Origin of the sequence: Mesorhizobium sp. M1A.F.Ca.IN.020.06.1.1 (genome assembly GCF_004023265.1) — a bacterium.
In the GTDB taxonomy this organism is placed as follows: domain Bacteria; phylum Pseudomonadota; class Alphaproteobacteria; order Rhizobiales; family Rhizobiaceae; genus Mesorhizobium.
In genome coordinates this window covers 1-4280 of sequence record NZ_RZSR01000509.1, presented here as the reverse complement: position 1 = coordinate 4280, position 4280 = coordinate 1, and the positions used below count along the sequence as shown (strand labels likewise).

At 65.7% G+C, this 4280-nt stretch carries 5 protein-coding genes; 1 reads left to right on the top strand and 4 read right to left on the bottom strand.

Going from position 1 to position 4280, the window contains the following annotated elements; all coding sequences use genetic code 11:
• The 4 genes from EOA60_RS20985 to EOA60_RS20970 all read right to left on the bottom strand — a co-directional run.
• The coding region (locus tag EOA60_RS20985; RefSeq protein ID WP_164899439.1) for a glycosyltransferase family 2 protein at positions 1–283 on the bottom strand (283 nt) is incomplete at its 3' end.
• Positions 273–1217, bottom strand: coding sequence for a glycosyltransferase (locus EOA60_RS20980; protein WP_095824325.1), 945 nt, complete (start codon positions 1215–1217; stop codon positions 273–275). The genes EOA60_RS20985 and EOA60_RS20980, both read right to left, overlap by 11 nt.
• A complete protein-coding gene (locus EOA60_RS20975) occupies positions 1217–2206 on the bottom strand; it encodes a glycosyltransferase family 2 protein (RefSeq protein ID WP_095824413.1) in 990 nt (329 codons plus the stop codon). Before EOA60_RS20975 ends, EOA60_RS20980 begins: the two co-directional genes overlap by 1 nt.
• A 25-nt stretch (positions 2207–2231) precedes the next feature.
• Positions 2232–3404 (bottom strand): glycosyl transferase family 1, encoded by a 1173-nt coding sequence (locus EOA60_RS20970; protein WP_095824326.1) that lies wholly within the window; start codon positions 3402–3404, stop codon positions 2232–2234.
• Between the two features lie 195 nt (positions 3405–3599).
• Between EOA60_RS20970 and EOA60_RS20965 the strand changes: the two genes are divergently transcribed.
• On the top strand, positions 3600–4280 hold a 681-nt coding region (locus EOA60_RS20965), incomplete at its 3' end, for an oligosaccharide flippase family protein (RefSeq protein WP_164899438.1).

Sequence of the window (4280 nt, the reverse complement as noted above, 5' to 3'; positions counted from 1 at the left end):
GGACGGCATCGTCGGAATCGAGCACGGCGACCCAGCGGCCGCGGGCCAGATCGAGCCCGGCATTCCTGGTGCCGCCAGGACCGCGGTTGGCGGGAAGCGCGACCACCGTGACGATGTCCTGAGGATAAGCGCGCGCGACATCGCGCGTGCGGTCGTTCGACCGGTCGTCGACGACGATGACTTCGATCGCGACATCGCGCTGGGCCATCGCGCTGGCGATCGCCCGGTCGAGAGTTGCCTCGGCGTTGTAAGCGGCGATGACGAAGCTGACGTCAGGCTGCACGCTTTTCCCCTTCCTGCTGAGTGATGCCGTACTGGCGGATTTCGCGGACTCCGACCAAACCGCTGACGACGCCGAGATGCATAATGCCGCGCAGCATGCTGCGGTTCCGTCGCACCGGGCTGACTGCGGCCAAAAGCGCCATACCGAAGCAGTAGCCCGCCTTCGCCGAGGCGAGACCGATCTGGCAGACGCGGCGCAGGCCGCCGATGTTGCGCCCGATGAGATGGCCGTGCGTCTGCCCGAAGCGGAAGCGGCGGCGGCGCAGCCAGTCGAAGGCGGCCCTCGAGCTCGGCACCACCTCGTCGACGAAGGCCTGGGAGGCAAAGGCGATGCGCCCGCCGGACTTGACCACTGAATCGAAGAATTCGGTGTCCTCGCCGCCGGTCTGGCCACGCGCCAGGCTGAAGCGCCGGTTGCGCAGGCTTTCCTCGGTCATCCTGAGCAGGACGTTGCAGGTGTAGCCGGTGCGGATCTCGCCGCGCACCCAGACGGGCAAGGTCGAGTGGAAATCGCCTTTGCGCATCCAGTCCGGCGCGTCCTGGCGATATGTCGCGCGGACCGGCCCGAGCACGGCCGTCGCGCCCGTCGCCTCCGCGGTCGCCACGAGTTCGACGAGCCAGCCCGGCGAAGCCGTCTCGTCGTCGTCGATGAAGGCGACGAGGTCCGAGACGCTGGCATCGAGGCAGGCGTTGCGAGCGATCGAGATGTTGCGCGCCGGCGCGTGGCGATAGCGGATCGGCAGCTTCAGTTCCTGCGCCAGCGCCTTCACCAGCGGCTGCGCACTCGGCTCGTCGTCATTGTCGGCGACGACGATGCCGATCTCGAAACCGGCGGGGTTCTCCAGCGCGGCGATGGAGCGCAGCGTGTCAGCAAGCTCCGGCCTGCGGAAAGTGCAGATGCAGATGTCGATGCTGCCGCTCCTCTTCGCAGCCATCACGCCGCCTCGCGCGACGGCTGCGGGCCGAAGAGTTGCAGCCAGAAGCCCATGGACCAGCCCAGATGCATGACCATCACCGACACGCCGGCCAGCGCTATGGCGGGATTCCGCTGGCTGATCGCGGTCCGGACGCCGTAACCGAGGCAGACACCCGCCCACACCAGAAACGGCACGGCCGCCAGAACAAAGATCGGAGACAAGAGCGCCATCAGGACCACCGGAAACACCAGCAGCGGGATCATCTGCCGCAGCTTCGGCATCATGCGATGCTTGAGCACGTTCCTGGCGCGGCCGCGGCCATAGCCGAGATATTGGAAAAACAGGCTCTTCAAGGTGGAGCGCGGATAATAAACCATCTGCGTCTTGCCGCTCATCCAGATGCGGTAGCCGGCCAGACGGAGGCGGTGATCGAGCTCGGCGTCCTCGTTATGGCTGAAGCTCTCGTCATAGCCGCCGACCGCGCGGAACGCGGCAATGCGCATCAGCGCATGGTGGCCGTGGTCGACCCACTCGCCGGCCGACATGTGGCGGTGCTTGGAGCCGCCGGTGCCGAGCCTGGAATTCTGCGCCGCCGCCACGGCCTTCTGTACCGCGCCCGTGCCGCTGGTCAGCATCGAAACGACGACCGAATCGGCACCCGTAGCTTGCGCTTCCTCGACCAGCCTGTCGCAATAATCGGCGGGATATCCGCCATGCGCATCGATGCGGATGAGATAGTCGGCGTCGTCGCCGAAGGTCGCCACCGCAAGGTTGATCGCCGCGCTCTGGATGCGCTTCGGATTGGCGATCAGGATGACGCGTGGATCCTCCGCAGCGAGTTCTTCGACGATGCCTTGTGTGCCATCGGTGCTGCCGCCGTCGGCCACGACGATGCGCGCGCCGAGCCGCGCCGCGGCCGGCCGCAGCCGCTGGAGCAGCCCGCCGATATGAGCGGCCTCGTTGAGGCACGGGATGACGATCAGGCTCGATGCCGTCGTGCGCGTCATCGGGTTTTGTCCATTCTTAGCCATCCTATGCCAGCGCCTCGGTCGCAAAGCTCCCGCGACCGGCGGTCAGGCCGCGCAGCTTGTCGACGAAAGCCAGGCAATCGCTGCGGTCGTAGCTCCAGGTCCGCGGATTGCGTGCCAGCACCCGCGACTTCAGCTTGCCGTAGTGTTCCTGACCCATTCGGCCGAGCGCGGTGTCGAGTCCTTCGGACGTGGCCTCGGACAGAAGCACACCGATGTCCTGCTGCTTCAGGAACCGGCCGGTTTCGGTGCTCGCCATCGAGATCGGCACGGCGCCGAAGCGGCAGCCTTCGTAGAGCCGGTTGGGAAGCAGCCATTCGGAATTCTGGCCCTGCTCGAAGAAATCGATCGCCCAGGAGAAATGCACCTCGCGGTAGATCGCCGCCATGTCCTCCGGATTACGATAGGGACCGCCGAAGGAAAGCCAGGGCTCGGCTTCGACAAAGGCATGAAAATCCGGGAATTCGGAGAGCGCGGGACGGCCCCTGAGCACCGCTTCGAAGCGTCCGTCTTGCCGGCGGGTGAACTCGGCCAGGAGCTCCAGCGAGCGCCGGCAGCGCAGCGCGCCGAACCAGCCGATGCGCCAAGGCGGCGCTACCGGGCTGTCGTCCTCGCGACGATGATCCGCCGGCACGGGCATGGTGTCGAAATATTTGTTCTCGATCAGCTCGACCGGCGCCGCGATTTGCCCGAACGGCTTGAAATAATTGGCGACGAAGGCGGGAGAGCTGGTCACCAGAAGCTTGACGTCGCGGGCCAGATGGCGTTCGGCGCCGCGCAACGTCTTGCCGATCAGGTCGTTGCGCAACACCAGCCGATGGATGTCGAGGCACTCGTAGACGATCGGCACGCTGGCGCCGAAAGCGCGCCTGGCGCGGCTGGCAAGCGCCAGCATCTCGAGATTGCGCGCGATGATCAGGTCGGGTCGCGCCAGGCCCGCGAATTTGGTTCCGATCGACATGGCGGCCTTGGCAACTGCGCCGATGCGCTGGGCGAATCGGCCATCGCGCGTCGGTCCGAGGTCGACGGGCTTGATGCCTTCGATCTCGGCGATCGGATTGGAGGTGCGACGGAAGCCCGCCAGGGTTATCCCGGCGCCGCCTGCCCTGAGCATTTTTATCCTCCGGCGCACCGCCGGGTCGGATATGTCATGCACGAGGTACAAGACATGCAGCATGAAACTCGACCGCTTTTGGGCCCGCCACCCAAGAGGGGATGCTAGTACAGCTTTTGCTGCATCGCAACATTTTTGGTGCAGCGTAGCAATCGGCGCACATTTTTTGTTGCGCTGCAAAAACCTCTTGCGGTAGTTTGTGCATGGCGGCGGGCGCCGGTCGCGATGATGACTGGCGCAAAATCAGGAATCCAGAATTTGGAAACCAGTGCATTCGATCCGCCCGAGGGCTCCCTGCGCAGATCGGTCGGGCGCGGCGCCGTCGTCACCGCGATGGCGCAGGGCGTGCGGGTCGCCACCCAAATCGTGTCGGTCATCGTGCTGTCGCGGCTTTTGTCGCCGCAGGATTTCGGCGTCGTGGCGATGTGCGCGCCGGTGCTCGCCTTCATCGCGCTGTTCCAGGATTTCGGCCTGACCCAGGCGACGATCCAGAAAACCGGCATCCGGCACGAGGAGGTCAACTACCTCTTCTGGATCAACACGGCGGTGAGCGCGATCCTGGCCTGCGTGCTTGCTGCGGCGGCTCCCCTGGTGGCCGCCTTCTACGGCGAGCCGCGCGTCACGGGGCTGGTTGCCGCCTTCGGCCTGCAGATCATGGCCTATGGTCTCGGCGCCCAGCATCTGGCGTTGCTGACGCGCCGCATGGAATTCAGCCGGCTCGCCGTCATCGACGTCGCCAGCGCCGTTACGGGCCTTGTGGTCTCGATCGCCTGGACCTTCATCGACCGCTCCTATTGGGCGCTTTTTGCCGGCACGCTGACCGGCGCCGTGTTGCCGACGCTTTGCTACTGGGTGTCATCGCGCTGGCGTCCGGGGCTGCCGCGCAAGGTCGAAGGCATCAGCCAGCTGATCAATTTCGGCGCCGGCATCACCGGCTTC